This window comes from Paraburkholderia hospita, assembly GCF_002902965.1.
In the GTDB taxonomy this organism is placed as follows: Bacteria; Pseudomonadota; Gammaproteobacteria; order Burkholderiales; family Burkholderiaceae; genus Paraburkholderia; species Paraburkholderia hospita.
The window spans coordinates 3,224,285-3,240,054 of the sequence record NZ_CP026106.1 but is presented as its reverse complement, the minus strand read 5'-3'; the positions used below and the strand labels follow the sequence as shown (position 1 = coordinate 3,240,054).

General features: G+C 61.7%; 18 protein-coding genes. 6 read left to right on the top strand and 12 right to left on the bottom strand.

The window, feature by feature from the left end; all coding sequences use genetic code 11:
* Positions 1-19 precede the first annotated feature (19 nt).
* The gene (locus tag C2L64_RS33000) at positions 20-391 is read left to right on the top strand and encodes a nucleotide pyrophosphohydrolase (protein WP_007582853.1); all 372 of its coding nucleotides are present in this window, start codon (positions 20-22) and stop codon (positions 389-391) included.
* A gap of 4 nt (positions 392-395) precedes the next feature.
* Here the strand turns inward: C2L64_RS33000 and C2L64_RS32995 are convergent, their stop codons facing one another.
* The 10 genes from C2L64_RS32995 to C2L64_RS32950 all read right to left on the bottom strand — a co-directional run bounded on the left by C2L64_RS32995 (position 396) and on the right by C2L64_RS32950 (position 8,503).
* Positions 396-1,616, bottom strand: coding sequence for an FAD-dependent oxidoreductase (locus C2L64_RS32995; RefSeq protein ID WP_007582852.1), 1,221 nt, complete (start codon positions 1,614-1,616; stop codon positions 396-398).
* Positions 1,617-1,695: 79 nt separating this feature from the next.
* Complete coding sequence (locus C2L64_RS32990) at positions 1,696-1,884, bottom strand: hypothetical protein (protein ID WP_007582851.1); 189 nt, start codon at positions 1,882-1,884, stop codon at positions 1,696-1,698.
* A 265-nt stretch (positions 1,885-2,149) separates the two neighbouring features.
* Positions 2,150-2,728: a YceI family protein gene (locus C2L64_RS32985; RefSeq protein ID WP_007582850.1), complete on the bottom strand. Its 579-nt coding sequence runs from the start codon at positions 2,726-2,728 to the stop codon at positions 2,150-2,152.
* A gap of 36 nt (positions 2,729-2,764) precedes the next feature.
* Positions 2,765-3,328: a YceI family protein gene (locus C2L64_RS32980; protein ID WP_007582849.1), complete on the bottom strand. Its 564-nt coding sequence runs from the start codon at positions 3,326-3,328 to the stop codon at positions 2,765-2,767.
* 54 nt (positions 3,329-3,382) lie between these two features.
* The gene (locus C2L64_RS32975; RefSeq protein WP_007582848.1) at positions 3,383-3,952 is read right to left on the bottom strand and encodes a cytochrome b; all 570 of its coding nucleotides are present in this window, start codon (positions 3,950-3,952) and stop codon (positions 3,383-3,385) included.
* 167 nt (positions 3,953-4,119) lie between these two features.
* On the bottom strand, positions 4,120-4,662 hold the full coding sequence (locus C2L64_RS32970) for a nucleoside deaminase (RefSeq protein WP_007582847.1): 543 nt from the start codon (positions 4,660-4,662) through the stop codon (positions 4,120-4,122).
* Between the two features lie 33 nt (positions 4,663-4,695).
* Positions 4,696-5,808: a BMP family ABC transporter substrate-binding protein gene (locus C2L64_RS32965; protein ID WP_085954613.1), complete on the bottom strand. Its 1,113-nt coding sequence runs from the start codon at positions 5,806-5,808 to the stop codon at positions 4,696-4,698.
* A 121-nt stretch (positions 5,809-5,929) separates the two neighbouring features.
* A complete protein-coding gene (locus tag C2L64_RS32960) occupies positions 5,930-6,325 on the bottom strand; it encodes a VOC family protein (RefSeq protein WP_007582845.1) in 396 nt (131 codons plus the stop codon).
* 164 nt (positions 6,326-6,489) lie between these two features.
* The gene (locus C2L64_RS32955; RefSeq protein ID WP_236674237.1) at positions 6,490-7,140 is read right to left on the bottom strand and encodes a hypothetical protein; all 651 of its coding nucleotides are present in this window, start codon (positions 7,138-7,140) and stop codon (positions 6,490-6,492) included.
* Positions 7,109-8,503: a selenium-binding family protein gene (locus C2L64_RS32950; protein WP_007582843.1), complete on the bottom strand. Its 1,395-nt coding sequence runs from the start codon at positions 8,501-8,503 to the stop codon at positions 7,109-7,111. The genes C2L64_RS32955 and C2L64_RS32950 overlap by 32 nt, the downstream gene beginning before the upstream one ends.
* Before the next feature lie 279 nt (positions 8,504-8,782).
* Here C2L64_RS32950 and C2L64_RS32945 point away from each other — a divergent pair, with 279 nt between their 5' ends.
* The 4 genes from C2L64_RS32945 to C2L64_RS32930 all read left to right on the top strand — a co-directional run bounded on the left by C2L64_RS32945 (position 8,783) and on the right by C2L64_RS32930 (position 13,048).
* Positions 8,783-9,601: a helix-turn-helix transcriptional regulator gene (locus C2L64_RS32945; RefSeq protein WP_007582841.1), complete on the top strand. Its 819-nt coding sequence runs from the start codon at positions 8,783-8,785 to the stop codon at positions 9,599-9,601.
* Positions 9,602-9,758: 157 nt separating this feature from the next.
* Positions 9,759-11,123, top strand: coding sequence for an MFS transporter (locus C2L64_RS32940; protein WP_007582839.1), 1,365 nt, complete (start codon positions 9,759-9,761; stop codon positions 11,121-11,123).
* 22 nt (positions 11,124-11,145) lie between these two features.
* A complete protein-coding gene (locus tag C2L64_RS32935) occupies positions 11,146-12,840 on the top strand; it encodes an FAD-dependent oxidoreductase (protein ID WP_007582837.1) in 1,695 nt (564 codons plus the stop codon).
* A gap of 28 nt (positions 12,841-12,868) precedes the next feature.
* Positions 12,869-13,048: a hypothetical protein gene (locus tag C2L64_RS32930; RefSeq protein WP_007733968.1), complete on the top strand. Its 180-nt coding sequence runs from the start codon at positions 12,869-12,871 to the stop codon at positions 13,046-13,048.
* 62 nt (positions 13,049-13,110) lie between these two features.
* On the opposite strand, the gene hpaR is transcribed toward C2L64_RS32930, so the two are convergent.
* Complete coding sequence (gene hpaR / locus C2L64_RS32925) at positions 13,111-13,587, bottom strand: homoprotocatechuate degradation operon regulator HpaR (RefSeq protein ID WP_007733969.1); 477 nt, start codon at positions 13,585-13,587, stop codon at positions 13,111-13,113.
* Between the two features lie 286 nt (positions 13,588-13,873).
* Here hpaR and C2L64_RS32920 point away from each other — a divergent pair, with 286 nt between their 5' ends.
* Positions 13,874-14,836: a helix-turn-helix domain-containing protein gene (locus tag C2L64_RS32920; RefSeq protein ID WP_007582831.1), complete on the top strand. Its 963-nt coding sequence runs from the start codon at positions 13,874-13,876 to the stop codon at positions 14,834-14,836.
* A gap of 151 nt (positions 14,837-14,987) precedes the next feature.
* Here the strand turns inward: C2L64_RS32920 and C2L64_RS32915 are convergent, their stop codons facing one another.
* Positions 14,988-15,677: an HD domain-containing protein gene (locus C2L64_RS32915; protein ID WP_007582829.1), complete on the bottom strand. Its 690-nt coding sequence runs from the start codon at positions 15,675-15,677 to the stop codon at positions 14,988-14,990.
* Between the last annotated feature and the right edge of the window lie 93 nt (positions 15,678-15,770).

The following is a 15,770-nucleotide window of genomic DNA, read 5'->3' as shown; positions in this document are numbered from 1 at the left end:
GTTTGAGTGGAGTGTCCGTATGGAGAAGGAACGCAGCAGCGATCTGCTCGCGGTGCGCGATCTGTTGAGGCAGTTCGTCGACGAGCGTGACTGGTCGCGCTTTCATTCGCCGAAGAATCTCGCGACGGCATTGAGCGTCGAAGCGAGCGAATTGCTGGAGCCGTTTCAATGGCTGCAGTCGGGCGAAAAGAACGAACTCGCCGATGACAAGCTCACCGCAATCCGTCACGAAATGGCCGACGTACTCGCGTATCTCGTGATGCTCGCCGACCGGCTCGACGTCGATCTCTATGCGGCGGTGCTGGAGAAGATCGAATTGAATCGCGCGAAGTATCCGGCGCACAAGGTGCGCGGCGATTCGCGCAAGTATTCCGAGTACGGCGGCGATTAGCGGTTCATACCGTCGCGACGTCTTCCGCGAAGAAGCGGCGGCGTGCGTGATCGTCGGTTGGATTGTCGGGGCCGCGGCCCTGCAGGTCGGGCACGCGCTGCGGCTCTTTCGCGAGATGCGGGAACACACGCGCCCTGCGCGCATCGGCGAGCGCGCCTGTTTCGTACATCAATTGTGTCAGCCAGTCTTCGATACGATGCAGCGCTGCATAGTACGCATCGTGCTGACGCGCATAGTCTTCGGCGGCTGCGGACCAGTCGTCGTTCGATAGCAGACAGTCGCGCAACACGCGCACGTCGCGCAGCGTCAACGCGAGTCCGCAGCCGAACGACGGATCGGACGTCGCCGCCGCGTCGCCGATCAGCGCGACGCCATCGCGATATGGATGCTTGACCCAGCAATCGGCGCCAGGATAAGCCGCGAGCGGCCCCGTCGTGCGTGCGTCCGCGTACCATTCACGCGGCACGCCCGTTTCGACGGATAGGTCGATGAAGGTCTGCGCGCTGTGACTGCCGCTCAACGGATGCTCGCGCGTCCCCGCGCCGTAGATGAAATACGAGCGATAGCGCCGCTCGCCGAGTGGAAAGATCAACGCGCTTCGTGCTGCGGATGGCTGCTGGAAATAGTGAACGGTGTCATCGGGCGTATCGAGATCTTCATGCAGCACGCCGGCTATGATGAGGCGCGACGCGTCCTGATTCTGCGTGAAGCCTGCGAGCCGTCGCATGACGGAACGGCGGCCATCCGCGCCGATCACCAGCTTCGCCTGTAAACGCTCGTCGCCGTTCTCCGTACGTATCAGGAGAACCGGTGCATCGCCCGTTTCGAGTCCGACTACCGTCACGCCTCGCCTGATTACGGCGCCCGCATCGCGCGCCGCATCGAGCAGCGTCTGCTGCATTGACGGATGATAGAAGTTGAAGCAGCCGTTGTTCGTCGGCGTGGTGGCGATCAGATCGCGGGTGTCGCGTGCTGTGCCGTTCAGATAGCGTTTCCACCAGCGGACTTCGCACGCGCCGCTGTCGCGCATCAGCGCGTCGATGCCGAGCGCGCGCGCTTCCGCGACGCCCCACGGCAGCATGCCTTCGCCGCGCACGCGGTCCTTGAAGGCCAGCTCGCGCTCGACGATCAACACGCGAGCGCCGTGCATCGCAAGCGCGCGGCCGAGCGTGGCGCCGCCCAGGCCGCCGCCTGCTATCACGACATCCCAGTGACTCTGTGACATGTTCGACGATCCTCGACGGTAGCCGCTATCAGTTGAACGGACACCCGTCGCGCGTTTTGCAACCGTGGGCGTCGGGCGGTTACGGCGTCGGCGGATGCAGACGGCCGTCGTCGCCGAGTACGAGGCCTTGCCATGTCGCGGGCTTGCCGGACAATTCCCACGCGGCGATCTGGGGCGGCGTTCTGCCGATGCCGCCGCGCACGTTCGCGAGCGCGGCGCGGTCGAGGGTTGCGTTGACGGACAGATCTTTGATGGTGAGCGTGTTCATCATCTTGCTCCTTCGGCGTGAAGCCCGCTTGCTTGCGGGATTGCCCATTCAAAGGCAGAGACCATGCCAGGCACGTCGAGCCCGCGGCGACAGGACTGTTCGCGCAGAAGTGATGGAAGTGGACCAACAAAAGCTCACTGCATGTCGGCGCGAAACCGTCGATAGGTGAGCGTTTACGGGAGCGGTTCGCGTTGGCGCTACGCAAAGGCCGCAGCATAAAAAAAGCCGCCCGAAGGCGGCTCGCGCAGCAGTCAGCTCGAAGCGCTTACTGCTTCACGCCTTCCGTCTGGATATGCAACACGGTCTTCGTGTTGAAGCCGTACGACTTGCCCCAGTCCATGCCGAAGTCCGCGCGATCGAACGTCGCCGTCGATTCCGCGCCGCACACTTCGCGCTTGAGCATCGGGTTGATGAAGCACTTGAACGATTCGATCTTCAGGTTCAGCGGCTTCGTCACGCCATGCAGCGTCAGCGTGCCGATCACCTCGACGGGCGTGTCGCCGTCGAAGCGGATCTGCGTGCCCTTGTAGGTCGCCGTCGGGTACTTCGCTGCGTCGAAGAACTCGGGCGTTTGCAGATGCTTGTCGAGCTTGTCGTTGCCCGTATCGATCGACGTCGTGTCGATCGTCACGTCGACCGTGCCCGTCTTCGCTGCGCGATCGAGCGTCACCGTGCCGCTCGACTTCTTGAACTTGCCGCGCCATACCGAGATGCCGCCGAAGTGATCGGCTTCGAAGCTCGGGTACGTGTGGTTCGGATCGAGCTGGTACGTATCGGCTGCCATTGCATTGAACGACATGCCCGCGATCAGCGCGCCCGCTGCGATCAACAGTTGTTTCTTCACGTTATTCTCCTAAGTTGATGAGTGTGCCCCGCGCGCTTAATGCTGTGCGGCGACGATGTGAAACTTGATGACGACGTCGTCGGCGACCACCGACGTATCTTTCCATTCGCCCGAGCCGATGTCGTACTGCGTGCGTTTGATGGGCAGCGAGCCGTCGAACGTCTGCGTCGCGCCCTGCTGCGTGATTGAAACAGGCACCGTGACCGTCTGCGATTTGCCCTTGATGGTCAGCTTGCCCGTGACCTTGTACTGATTACCGCCTGCGGGCGCGATCGCTGTCGAAACGAAGGTCGCTTTCGGGAACGTCGCGCTGTCGAACCATTCCTTGCCGCGCACCTGCTTGTTGTATTCGGGGTCGCCGAGGTCGTAGCTGTCGGTGTCGATCGACAGATTCGCGCTGCCTGCCGTCGGCTTCGCGGGATCGAATGTCAGTTGTGCGTTGAACTTCTTGAACGTGCCGTCGACGGGCACGTTCATCTGCTTCGATGTCGCGACGACCGTGCTCTTGCCCGCATCGACTTGCGCGAACGCCGGCGACGCGGCGGCGAACAGAACGGCGGCGGCGCCCGCCAGCACGCGGCGATAAGAGTAGTTCTTCATGTTCATTCGATGATCCAGCGTAAGTTCAACGTGAAAGCGCCTTGAAAAGCGCGCTCATTTGAGGAAGGGAATCATGCGTGCCAGCAGTCCGTCGCGTTCGACGAACTGATGCTTGAGCGCCGCAAGCACATGCATTGCGAACAGCACGAGCAGCGTGTAGTTCAACGCGATATGCGTGGTGCGCAGAATGGCCTTCAGCGCCTGATCGGGGCCGATGAAAGTCGGCAGCGGCAGCACGCCGAGGTACACGACCTGCACGCCCGCCGCCGAGCTGAAGAAGTAGCCGGTGATTGGAATGGCAAGCATCAGCACATAGAGCAGCGCGTGCGTCGCGTGCGCGGCGGCCTTTTGCCAGGCGGGCATCGCGACGGGCATCGGCGGCGCTGCATGCGTTGCGCGCCACACGACGCGCAGCACGGCCAGCGCGAACACGGTGACGCCGATCCACTTGTGCCACGAGACGTATTTGAGCTTCGTCGGCGTGAAGCCCGGAATGTCCGTCATGATCCAGCCGAGATAGAAGCCGCAGATCATCAGCAGCGCGATCAGCCAGTGCAGCGCAATGGCCGTGCGGCTGTAGCGCAGACTCTTACCTGCGCTTTGAGAAGAAGCGTGGGACGTCATAGGCAATCGAGGACCTTCGCGTGTTCTGTTCACTGTGGAGTGCGACGTAATGACGCCGCTTCCGATTGAACGCGAATGGTAGTGGGCGAATCTGCCTATGAATAGCTAGGTGCGGGAGAACAGATCGTTGCGGTGATGCGAGCAATCATTTAACAATGCGATGCGATTCAGTTCGAACGCGAAGCCCAAAACGCGCGCTGTACCTGCATGATTTCTTCTTCGACTTCGGCGACAGGCCCGATCAACTCGACGCGCTTTTGACAATGATCGAAGACGTATTGCGACGACACGCTCATCGTTGGGTTTTCAGCATGATTACCGGTGGCTTGCAGCAGACGTTCTTCCGTCATCCCGAACACCACGCGCCCGATGTTCGCCCAGTACGCGGTGCCCGCGCACATGCAGCACGGCTCGACGGTCGTGTAGAGCGTGCAGCTCCACAGATACTGCGGCGTGAAGTTGAGCGCAGCAATGCGCGCAAGCACGGATTCCGCATGATTGACGGTATCGACGTTGCCTTGTTCGATCAGCACGGTCTCCTGATCCGGGCCGACGAGAATCGCGCCGAACGGATGATGGCCCATCAGTGTCGCGCGCTCCGCCACGACGCTCGCACGACGCAGATGACGCACGATCTGTTCGCGCGTCGGCGCAAGCCCCTGCTCGGGGAAGTCCGACGCGTTCTGTTTCGAGGGATTGGTCAGGCTCAAACGGTGTCTCCTCCGTGATTGTTCACGTGAGCGTTACTTCGGCAGCGATCCGTCGACGCCCTGCACGAACCAGTTCAGCCGTAACAGATCCGCATCCGACAGCGACTTGCCCGCTGCCACCTTGATCACGCCGCCTTGATCCTTGATCGGCCCGGAGAACGGGTCGAACTTGCCTGCGATGATGTCGTCGCGCTTCTGCGCCAGCGCTTTCTGCGCGGTAGGCGACACGGCTTGCGTGTTGATGCTCGCGAGGTCGATCGCTTTTTCCTTGAGACCCCACCACGTCGGCGCGTTGGTCCACTTGCCCGACTGCACCTGCTCGATCAGATGCGAATAGTAGACACCCCAGTAACTCACGCATGCGCCCAGTTGCGCGTTGGGCCCGAACTGCTTCATGTCCGAATCCCAGCCGAACGCATGCACCTTCTTCTGCTCGGCCGTCTGCATCGTAGCCGTCGAATCGGTGTTCTGGATCAGCACGTCGGCGCCCTGGCCGATCAGCGTTTCGGCTGCCTGCTTTTCCTTGCCCGGATCGAACCAGGTGTTGATCCACACTACTTTCACTTTCGCGTTCGGATTGACCGAGCGCGCGCCCATCGTGAATGCATTGATGTTGCGCACCACTTCCGGCACGGGCACCGACGCGACGAAGCCGAGCGTGTTGCTCTTCGTCGTATAGCCGCCGACGAGCCCTGCCAGATAGGCGCTCTGATAGGTGCGCACGTCGTAGGTCGCGAAGTTCGCGGCCTTCTTGTAGCCGGTTGCGTGCTCGAAGACGATATCGGGGTAGTCCTTGGCGGTCTTCAGTTCGAAGTCCTGGAAGCCGAAGCTCGATCCGACGATGATCTTGTTCCCCTTGCTCGCGAGGTCGCGGAACACGCGCTCCGAATCCGCCGATTCGGGCACGTTCTCGACGCGCGTCACCTTGATCTTGTCGCCGAACTTCGTTTCGATCGACTTCACGCCTTGCTCGTGCGCGTAGGTCCAGCCGGCGTCGCCGGGATTGCCGAGGTAGACGAATGCGACGCCGAGCGGTTCCGCAGCCAAGGCGGCCGTGCTCAACACGGCAGTGGCGCCGAGGGCGGCCAGAAGCGCAGCAGGAAGACGCAGCGAGCGCATGACTGCGCGAGCCATTCTTATTTTCATGAAATCTCCGGAGACGGGAAAGGGGAGTCAGCGGAGATGGTCGTAAGCCAATATCGAGGTCGAAATTGAAATCCGTTATGCGCTCTATAACGGAATTGATATGAAGGATGTCATGCCCGGGTCAGGGCAGGTTCAGTTGCCACGACACGCCGAAGCGGTCGCTGACCCACGCGAACCGGCGGCTGAAGCCGTAGTCGTCGATCGGCATCAGTTGCGCGCCGCCTTCGGACAGCGCCGCGCACAGCTTCTCCTGCTGCGCTTGCGAATCGCAGTCGACGAACAGCGAGAACGCCGGCGTGAACGTGAAGTCGTGCCTCGCGATGCTGTCGGTGCACATCACCGTTTGCCCCGCGACATGGAACGTGCCTTTCATCACCGAACCTTCGTGCCCCGGCGCGTCCGGCGCGTAATGGACGATTTCGACGATCCGGCCGTCGTCGAATAGTGATACGTAGAACTTCATCGCTTCTTCGGCGTTGTGGTCCTGGAACAGCAGGAATGGACGGGCGGTCGTCATCGCGATGTCTCCGGAATGGTGAGCTTGCCTGTCATCGATACGCTCACGATTGCGCTTCAGGTGAGACTATCCGGGAGCCGCGCAACGGTGAGTTGGCTCGCAACCCGCACGGCACTGTAGCGAAAGGTGAGGTTATTCGGGACCCGTTCGAACACTGCGTGCAGCTAGCCGGTGACGATCATCAGCACGCCCGTGACGGTCAGCGCGCCGCACCAGAGCCAGTCAAAATTGACCCAGCCACGGCGCAGCATGCCGAGCCCGAGATACTGATAGGCGGCGAGCGCGATCGCGCTTGCCGTCGCGAGCGTGACGACGGTATGCACAGCCGTCACCTGACCGACCGATTCGAGCGAACTGCCGACGGGCACCCCCGCGCCGCACAGCGGCAACAACGCGGGCAGCAGCATCAAGCCCGCGCCGTGCATCGTCGCCATTGCTGCCGACCACAGCGCGAGCCCGACGAAGCCAGCCGTCATGCCGACGCGCACGCGCTGCTTGTGTCCATAGAAATGGTGATACGCGGCCCACGCGATCAGCAGCACGCCCATCACCGTGCGCAGATGTTCGGTGTGCGTGAAGAGCCCGAGCGCGACGGCCGACGTCGTCACGAACATCACGGAGACGGCATGCCCGAGCGCGAGCGGCGGCAGCGCCATCAGCAGGGCCTTGCGGCTGCCATGCTGAAGCCCGAGCGCGGCCGCGAACAGCCAGCCCATCGCCGGGTTCACGCCATGAAAAATGCCGCTGCCGATCACCGTTGCCCACACGCCGTTCATTGCATGCTCACGGATAGCAATATGAATCCGACGACGCATCGCCGCCTTCCAGCCGGATCTGATGCGGCCGATGCGACTTCGGCCAGTCGACGAAGAAGTCGTTCGCCACGCTCAGGCCGCCGTTCTTCCCGGCGTCGAGCTTGACCATCCAGCCGTCGATCCCTTCCGTATAGAACTGCTCGTCAATCGCGCCGTACAGCGAGTTGGTGAAGTACACGCGGCTACCGTCGCGGCTCACTTCGACCATCTGCGGGCCGCCGTTCAGCGGGCGCTCGCCTGCTGCCGGATGCGTCGCCCGCGCGGCAATCCCGCCGATGCGCACCGTGCCCGTCAATTCAGGCTTCATCGGATCGGAGACGTCGTATTGCCTGAGATCGCCCGTGCCCCAGCATGACACGTACAGGAAGCGGTCATCGAGCGACAGCGCGATATCCGTGACAAGCGGCGGCACGGCGCCGAAGCCTTTGAGCATGGGCGGAAGCAATGAGGCGTCGGCGGGCTCGGCGGGAATCTCGATCACCTTGCGCGCGGCCCATTGATCGCCGTCGCGATACCACGTCCAGATCGACGCCGACAGGTCCTTGAGGCTGATCACTGAATTGACGAAGCCGTAGGCTTTGGTCGGATCGTGTGCGGGACGCAGTTCGAACACCAGCTGGTTCTCCGCGCCGAAGTCGACGACCTGCTTGTGCTTGCGCGTATTCATGTCCCAGAAGTGCAGCCGATGCCCGTACTTGCCGCCCAGCAGCACTTCCGGCACGAGGCCGTTCTCGAACGTCGCGGGCAGGCCCCATTCGCTCGTCACGACGGTGTCGTAGCCGAGATGCCACCAGCCGTCGTACGACAGCTCCTGCGGGCCGCGATCGATTTCCCACTGGCCGCGAATATCGAAGGTCTCGTGATCCATCAGGAAAATGCCGCCGGGCGCTTCGCCCTGCGCATTCGCGAGCGACACCACATAGATGCCCGCCGGCCCGCAGTGCACGGTATGCGGGCGCGTATAGCCCGCCTTTTCCGCGACTTCCGCAGGTTCGAGCACGCGTACGATCTGCGGCTGCCGTTTGTCGGGCTTCGTATCGAGAATATGGATGCGCGACGAGCGCAGCCCCGGCACGACGAGATAGCGACGCTCCGTATGCGGATGCGGCGCGTTCGGACACAGGCACGAGCTGCACGCGTTCCAGCCGAAGTGATGCAGCTCGTCGCCCGTATTGGGCATCGCCACGCGGCCGACGATGCGCCCATATTCCGCCGAGCCCGGATCGACATCGACGACGGCGAGCTCGTCGGGCGTTTCGCGCGACGGATCGAAGCTCGCCACATACGCGACAGTTTCCTTCGGCGCGCTGCTTGCCATGCGCGCGGAAGGATAGAAAGTCGGATCGGGTTTCCATGTCGCCATAACTCATCTCCGGAAGATGTTGCGATGCGGCACGCGGGTCGCGCGCGCCATCTATGAAAACGGCACGAGCGTTTGAACTTTTCACTGTAGGCAATTTCGCGGCGGCTTGCGGGATTGTTCGTAATGGCGTGAAGTGTTTTTATGCATGCGCTCAAGCGGAGCCGATGTTTTTGCATCGGTCTGGATGTCGAAGCGCCAGCCGGCTATGCGTAAACGCCGCGCAGATTAAAATGATGCGATTCCACGTTTTCTCTCGCCGCTTCTGGCCGTACTCCGATCATGCGTTCATGGCGTCTCGACCGTCCCGTCTCGCAAGGGCAGCTGGATCTCAGCCGCGCGACGGGCCTCGTATCGTCGATCGGCAGCGACGATTCGAATGCGCTCGCCGCCGAAGTGCTGAAACTGCTCGGCGACATCGCGGCGATTTCGCAGTGCACGATCTTCGCGTACGAGTTCGGCAACCGGCCGCGTACTGTTTCTGTGGCGGACCATCGCGGCGGGCGTTTTCTGCGCGACGTGGCGGATACTTACGCGCGCCACTTCTATGCGCTCGACGGCAACCAGAAGATCGTTTCGTCGGCGCGCAACGACAAGGCCGGCTCGACACTCGTGCTGCATCAGCAGACGAGCGAAGACATTCTCAACGAAGCGTATCGCGCGGCGTGTTATCAGCAGCCGAACGTGTCGGACCGCGTGTCGCTGCTCGTGCAGCCGACGCCCGATATCTGGCTCTCGGTGAACCTGTATCGCGACCGACGCTTCGGCAATTACCATCCGCGCGAGATCGCGTTGATCGAAGCGATGGCGCCGTTGATCGCACACGCAGCGAAGCATCACTACGCGATCTGCGGCCAGCGCGATCTGGCGATCTCGCATCTGATGCTCGCGCGCGTGCGCGGCCTCTGTCCCGAACTGTCGAAGCGCGAACTCGACGTGCTGACGGGCGTGCTCGAAGGACGCACCGCGCAGGAAATCGGCGACACGATGGGCATCAAGGCGACGAGCGTCGTCACGTATCAGAAGCGCGCGTTCCGGCGGCTCGGCATTTCGAGCCAGCGGCAGCTGTTTGCGCTGTGCATTGGGCCGGGCAAGGCCTGACGCATTCCTCTTTTTTCAGCACGCATTTCCGCTGACTTATCCGCGTTTTCCCCAGGCCTTAACAGGCCCCACGTTGTACCCAAAATGAGGACAGGCAGCACATAGCCGCGCTCCATACTGCGACGCATCAGAAAGCGACAACATCGGAGACAACGGTATGGACACCTCCTCGCGAGCCGGCGCGCTGCATGCGACGCCTGCCACCACCGCGCCGCATGCGCACGAACAGCCGGTGATCGCCAAGGTATCGCGGCATCTGCTGGGGTTCCTGTTCGTGCTGTTTTTCTTCTCGTTTCTCGACCGCATCAACATCGGCTTCGCCGGCCTGACGATGATGAAGGACCTCGGGCTCACGAGCACGCAATTCGGTCTCGCGACGACGCTCTTCTACGTCGCCTACATCGCGTTCGGCATTCCGGGCAACGTCGTGCTGGCGCGCATCGGCGCGCGCAGGTGGATCGGCACGATCATGATTGCGTGGGGGCTTGCGTCGACGGCGACGATGTTCGCGTCGAGCCCCGGCACGCTGTACGTGTTGCGCGTGCTGGTCGGCGTGACGGAAGCGGGCTTTCTGCCAGGCATTCTGCTGTATCTGACCTACTGGTTTCCGGCCGCGTACCGGGCGCGCGCCAACGCGCTGTTCATGATTGCGATGCCCGTGACGGCCGCGGTTGGTTCGGCGTTGTCGGGCTTCATTCTTGGACTCGACGGGACGCTCGGGTTGAAGGGCTGGCAATGGCTCTTCCTGCTCGAAGGCTTGCCGTCGGCGATTCTCGGTCTTGTCGTGTATGCGTATCTCGACGACAGCCCGCAAAAGGCGCGCTGGCTCGATGATGAAGAGAAGCGCACGCTTGCCGCGGCACTTGCTGCGGAACATAAGCAGAGCGCTACCGTGAGTGCTCATACGAATGATCAGAAGAGCATCGTCAGTGAACTGCTGTCGCCGGCTGTCGTGAAGTTCGCGATTGCGTACTTCTGCCTCGTGAACACGCTGGCAATGGTTGCCGTGTGGACGCCGCTGATCGTGAAGAGCTTCAGCGCGGATGCGAGCAATCGCACGATTGGCTTGCTCGCCGCGATTCCGCAGGTGTGCACGATCGTCGCGATGATCTGGTGGGGACGCCGCTCGGACCGCAAGCGGGAACGCAAATGGCATCTGATGATTCCGATGCTGTTCTCCGCTGCGGGCTGGCTGTGCACCGCATACTCGGCGAATCCGGCGATGCGCATGTTCGGCGTGTGCCTCGCGTCGGCGGGTTCGTACACGGCGATGTCGATCTTCTGGACCACGCCCGATCATGCGCTGAGCTTTCGCGCACGCGCTATCGGCATCGCCGTGATCAACGCGACGGGCAACATCAGTTCGGCGCTCAACCCGCTGATCGTCGGATGGCTGCGGGACGCGACGCACAGTTTCTCGGCGGGGCTGCTGTATTCGGCGGTGCTGCTGGTGATCGGCGTGGTCGTCGTCACGCTGCTGCCGATGGATAAACGCGAAGCGCCACCGGCGCGGCTCGCCTGAAGGAATCGATCTGGAGCATTCGATGAACAAGCAATTCAAACCGTATCCGTTCGCTGGGAAAAAGTACGCAGCGCGCTTGCCGCAACTGACGCAGGGTGTGGACGCGCAGCGTCACGCGGTGACGATTGTCGGCGGCGGGCCCGTCGGACTGGCTGTCGCGCTCGGTCTCGCAAATCACGGCGTGCGCTGCGTGCTGATCGAAGCGGACGATTCCGTTTGCTATGGCAGCCGCGCAATCTGTATTTCACGCCGTAGCCTGGAGATCATCGAACGGCTCGGCGCACTCGACGGCTTTCTGAAAACAGGCTTGCCGTGGACGGGCGGACGCAGCTTCTATCGCGATACGGAAGTGCTGCACTTCACGATGCCGCAGGACGAAAACCAGAAGCTGCCGCCGATGGTCAACCTCGCGCAATATCACATCGAACAGTTCTTGCTCGATGCAGCGGAGAAGCGCGCCGATCTGATCGATATCCGCTGGCAGACGCGGGTGAAGTCGATCGATTCGCGCGACGACGGTGCAACGCTTCAATTGACCACGCCTGATGGCGACTATGCGCTAGAGACGGATTGGGTCGTCGCCGCCGATGGCGGGCGCAGCACGATCCGCGAAGCGCTCGGCTTGCAGTTGCAAGGCACGAGCTACGAAGGGCGCTATGTGATCGTCGATATCGAACTGCAAAGCGATCGTCCGACGGAGCGTCTCGCGTATTTCGATCCTTCGTCGAATCCGGGCTCGACCGTGCTCGTGCACAAGCAGCCGGATAACGTGTGGCGTATCGACTATCAGTTGCGCGACGGCGAAGACGCGGAGCAGGCTGTGAAGCCTGAAAACGTGATGCCGCGTGTGCAAAGCCTGCTCGATATGATGGGCGAGAAAGGCGACTGGGCGCCGATCTGGATCACGATCTACAAGGCCAATGCGTTGACGCTCGAGCGTTATCGTCATCAGCGCGTGATGTTCGCGGGCGATGCCGCGCATCTCGTGCCGATCTTCGGCGTGCGCGGCGCGAACTCGGGTATCGATGATGCGGACAATATCGCTTGGAAGCTGGCGTTTGTTGTGAAGGGATTGGCATCGGCGAAGTTGCTCGATAGCTATTCGGATGAGCGTGTTGCCGCTACGCATGAGAACTTGAGTTATGGCACGAAGAGTACCGAGTTCATGGCGCCGCCGTCGTTTGCATTCGATCTGATGCGCAAGGCTGTGTTGAGTCTTGCTGTGAAGCATCCGGGTGTGCGCTCACTGATTAATCCGCGGCAGACGTCGGCGATTACTTATGTGCAGTCGCCGCTGAATGTCGCCGATGGCGATGCGTTTGCTGCGGGGCCTGTGCCGGGGGCGGTGCTTGCCGAGTTTCCGGTGACGATTGCTGAAGGTGGGCATGCGCGTGAAGCGCATTTGACTGATCTCGTCGGTGTGCGGTTTACGGCGCTGTGTTTTAGTGAAGAGGGCGAGGTGTCCGCTGATTTCACTGCGCTTGCGCAAGCGATGCGTGAACGCGGCGTGCCGTTCAAGGTCGTGTCGCTGAGCGCGCGTTTGCATCCGCAAGCGCAGGGCGTGCATGCGTGGGATCACACGGGACGCATCTTCGAGCGTTATGACGCGAAGCCGGGCACCGTGTATCTAGTGCGCCCGGATGGGCATGTGTTGGGGCGCTGGCGCAATGCGAGCGCGGATGATGTCGAGACCGCGATTGCGCGCGCGCTTGCTTGATCAACCGATTCAACGAATGGAGAACGCGATGACCGATGCAGAACTCGATACCGTCTATACGCGGCTGTGCAAGACGATGACTCAAGTCGGCGAGGCTAATGCGCCAATGTTTCTTGCGCGGTTTGCGCTGCTGGCGATTGAGAAGATTGGCGATGCGGATGCGTCGCTGAAGTTGATCGAGGCGGCGGGGGAGGGGGCAAGCGAATAGCCATATCTCCTTGCCGATCCCGTTGATGTCACGCGCCGCGCGTTTTCGCTGGCGCGTTCGTCTCACTCCGTGTCACGGCTTTCCCCCGCATCCAGTTCCCTGATCAACGCATCCACCGCCACATAGAGATCGCCGACAACCTTCGCACCAACCTTGTCCTCCAACGCGCGATATTCCGCTTCGAGCATCGGCTTCATCCGCTCGACGATCTCCACACTCTGCGCAGTCAGCGACACGCGCACGCGCCGTTGATCGTCCTCAAAGCGCTCTTTCGTCACATGGCCAAGATCTTCCATGCGCGCAAGCACGCCCGCGAGACTCGGACTCGAAATCGTGCACAGTGCGCATATCTGCCGGGGCTCCAGCGGCCCGTTCTCGTGCAGCGCGCGAATGATGCGCCATTGCTGCTCGGTCAGCCCCTGCGCCGTGAGCAACGGACGAAAGCGCGCCATCATGAGTTCGCGCGCGCGCAGCAGCAGCATCGGCAGATTGCGATGCATCGCGAGAGGCGTGGCAGAGCGGGATCGGGTCGTCACCATTGATATCCAGGCGGGAAAAAGCAATTCGCTAGGATATAAGTAAATCTAGCTCGGTAACAGCCGGGTATTAAGGATTTTCTTTAGCGTGCCTGATGTTCTGGAAGGCTTCGGCGGATTTTTGACGCTGACTACAATAAGGAAATCAGCGCCGCGTCCATGGAAATCCACGGACTGTCGCGTCCAGCCGACGAAAACGCCCAGGACAAACCCTCGGAAGTATTTTCCCGACCGCTTGGTCGGTTTATTCTACGCAACTTGGCGGTTTTTTTGAGATTGTGGGGGCACCGTGTACGTCCATCACCAGTTCTTCAACGATGCCGATGACCACGCGGCCGCGCTGCGGGGTTGGGATCAGCGTTACGACCAAATCGGTTCAGGCACGTTTCGCAGCGCGGTGAAGCAGATCGAGCTGGACGGCGTGCAGGTGTTCCACGAGTCGGCGAATCTGCGTGTCGTGCAGCGCGGGCAGTTGCCGGTCAATCATATGACGTTTGGCATTCCGCTCGCGGGCGCGGGGGCGTTCTCGTTCGGCGGCGTGCGGATCGATCGCGGCGGGTTCGTGATGGCGCAAGGCGGCACGCCGTTCGAGTTCCATTCGCCCGACGACATGGCGCTGATCGGCGTCGTGGTCGATTCAGACATGCTGCAAGGCGTCGCCGATTGCGCGGGCGTCGAACTCGACGACAATCTCTTTCGCCGCACCGTACTCGATATTCCGAACGCCGCTTGCACGCGCGCGGGGCTGCAGCTCGCGACGCTGATCGAACGCGTGCTGGCGCAGCCCGACGCCTTCGACGACATCCGCGCGCAGCACGCGGTGCGCAATCAGGTGAGCGAGGCGCTCGTCGATCTGCTCGCGTATCACGTGCCCGCATCGTCAAACCGGCTGACCTATGCGTGTCAGGCCGATATCGTGCGCCGCATTCACGACTTCGTGATCAACCATCCCGACGAGCTCATCGACATTCAAAGCCTCTGCACGCAATTGCGCGTGAGCCGGCGCACGGTGCAGAACAGTTTTCAGGCTGTCGTGCAAACCAATCCGCTGACCTACGTGCGCTCGTTGCGGCTCGGGCAGGTGCGGCGTCTGTTGCTCGATACGCGCCAGGCTGACCTCTCTGTCAGCGATGCCGCCGCGCAATGGGGATTTGTGCACCTCGGGCATTTCGCCAATGCGTACAAGGCGCAGTTTGGCGAGTTGCCTTCGCACACGGTTCGACGGTCGTCACGCGCGATTCCGGCGCGATGAGTGCCGCGCGAGCGCATCCGTTCGCAGTGCCTTCGCAACAAAAAAAGAATCCGCGTTCGCGAGAACGCGGATTCAAAGGCACGCTTGAGCGGAGACTGCAAGCGGCTTGATCGTCAACAGACCTTGACGAGGAGAGAGTGGTCAGTCGCGCTTAGCCGTGGTTGTGCGCGGGATTGCGGCACGCACCCGCCTGCACGTTCGAGTCGTTCCACGCCGAGCCGAGAATGATGCTGCAGAAGTTCAGGCGTTTGTATTCCGGGTCTTTCAGCGCGAGCACATCGGCCTTCACGTTGCCGAACGTCGTCAGCGGCTTGTGTTTCGTGCCGTTCGCGAACGCATCGATGATGTTTTCCTTGAAGCTCTCGCCGCGCGGATGCGCTGCGACGATCAGCTTGCGGTCTTCCGTCGAGAACTCGTCGTAGGCGAGACCCAGCACATCCATTTCGACGCCGGCCGTCACCAGCGCGACCACGGGTTTCTTGTACTGCGGAATGCCCGGTGTCGTGTGCAGCGCGATCGAGTCCCACACCATGTCGATGTCGTTTTCGTCGATGCCGTAGCCCTGCAGAAAATTGCGCGCAACATTCGCGCCGTCGACTTCGAAGCGATCGTGCGCGCTGCTGTATTTCTCCATCAGGCCCATGTCATGGAACATCGCGCTGATGTACAGCAACTCCGGGTCGTACTTCAGTTGCTTGCGCTCGCCTGTCAGCGCGCCGAACAGGAACACGCGGCGCGAGTGGTGATAGAGCAGATCGGTTTCGGTGTCGCGCACGAGTTGCGTCGCTTCGCGCGCCATCTTGCTGTCGGGGATCTTGATGCCTGCGATGATTTCGCTCATTTCGGGTTCTCCAGAACGTGATCGGTGGTGGCCGTTCGCTGTGTCGAAGTGAGCGATCGGCGTGTGATCAAAGTGTAGGGAGAGCCCTCGTGC

Bases quoted from the DNA above. Each gene is read 5' to 3' on its own strand.
- C2L64_RS33000 (WP_007582853.1), top strand. From the start codon at position 20: ATGGAGAAGGAACGCAGCAGCGATCTGCTCGCGGTGCGCGATCTGTTG.
- C2L64_RS32995 (WP_007582852.1), bottom strand. From the start codon at position 1,616: ATGTCACAGAGTCACTGGGATGTCGTGATAGCAGGCGGCGGCCTGGGC.
- C2L64_RS32990 (WP_007582851.1), bottom strand. From the start codon at position 1,884: ATGAACACGCTCACCATCAAAGATCTGTCCGTCAACGCAACCCTCGAC.
- C2L64_RS32980 (WP_007582849.1), bottom strand. From the start codon at position 3,328: ATGAAGAACTACTCTTATCGCCGCGTGCTGGCGGGCGCCGCCGCCGTT.
- C2L64_RS32975 (WP_007582848.1), bottom strand. From the start codon at position 3,952: ATGACGTCCCACGCTTCTTCTCAAAGCGCAGGTAAGAGTCTGCGCTAC.
- C2L64_RS32965 (WP_085954613.1), bottom strand. From the start codon at position 5,808: ATGAAAATAAGAATGGCTCGCGCAGTCATGCGCTCGCTGCGTCTTCCT.
- C2L64_RS32960 (WP_007582845.1), bottom strand. From the start codon at position 6,325: ATGACGACCGCCCGTCCATTCCTGCTGTTCCAGGACCACAACGCCGAA.
- C2L64_RS32955 (WP_236674237.1), bottom strand. From the start codon at position 7,140: ATGCGTCGTCGGATTCATATTGCTATCCGTGAGCATGCAATGAACGGC.
- C2L64_RS32950 (WP_007582843.1), bottom strand. From the start codon at position 8,503: ATGGCGACATGGAAACCCGATCCGACTTTCTATCCTTCCGCGCGCATG.
- C2L64_RS32945 (WP_007582841.1), top strand. From the start codon at position 8,783: ATGCGTTCATGGCGTCTCGACCGTCCCGTCTCGCAAGGGCAGCTGGAT.
- C2L64_RS32940 (WP_007582839.1), top strand. From the start codon at position 9,759: ATGGACACCTCCTCGCGAGCCGGCGCGCTGCATGCGACGCCTGCCACC.
- C2L64_RS32935 (WP_007582837.1), top strand. From the start codon at position 11,146: ATGAACAAGCAATTCAAACCGTATCCGTTCGCTGGGAAAAAGTACGCA.
- C2L64_RS32930 (WP_007733968.1), top strand. From the start codon at position 12,869: ATGACCGATGCAGAACTCGATACCGTCTATACGCGGCTGTGCAAGACG.
- hpaR (WP_007733969.1), bottom strand. From the start codon at position 13,587: ATGGTGACGACCCGATCCCGCTCTGCCACGCCTCTCGCGATGCATCGC.
- C2L64_RS32915 (WP_007582829.1), bottom strand. From the start codon at position 15,677: ATGAGCGAAATCATCGCAGGCATCAAGATCCCCGACAGCAAGATGGCG.